Source organism: Erythrobacter sp. HI0063 (assembly GCF_001635685.1).
In the GTDB taxonomy this organism is placed as follows: domain Bacteria; phylum Pseudomonadota; class Alphaproteobacteria; order Sphingomonadales; family Sphingomonadaceae; genus Qipengyuania.
Genome location: NZ_LWFF01000151.1, coordinates 1 through 382, shown reverse-complemented (window position 1 = coordinate 382; position 382 = coordinate 1). Strand labels below are relative to the sequence as shown.

The window sequence follows — 382 nt, the reverse complement described above, 5'->3', positions numbered from 1 at the left end:
GGAAACACCGGCTACGGCCGCGACCTGCTCTATCGAGGTCGCCGCGTAGCCACGGTCGAAAAAGCTGGCGACTGCCGCATCGACGATGGCCTTTCGCTTCGTCTCGCTGGCAGGCCTGCCGGCTCTGACTGGCATCGATCCTGTTTCGTCACTTGCCAATCTGAACGGCTCCGCTCACCTGAACGCAATCGTTCATTAATGAGCTATGCGACCGGTCTTGGCAAGAGAGGCGACGGAGCGTTTGTATGAACTGGATCGCGATCCGCATGCTCACCGGCGACGCGCAGAAGTTCTACGGCCTGCTGTTCGGCATCGCCTTTTCCACTCTTCTCATCACCCAGCAGCTTACCATCTTCGTGAATCTCCTCGAACGCGGGTCGAG

General features: G+C 59.2%; 1 protein-coding gene. It reads right to left on the bottom strand.

Going from position 1 to position 382, the window contains the following annotated elements; translation table 11 throughout:
- Positions 1-135 (bottom strand): TetR family transcriptional regulator (locus A3736_RS16640; protein WP_156501999.1); only part of this gene is annotated, 135 nt, incomplete at its 3' end.
- Positions 136-382 lie beyond the last annotated feature (247 nt).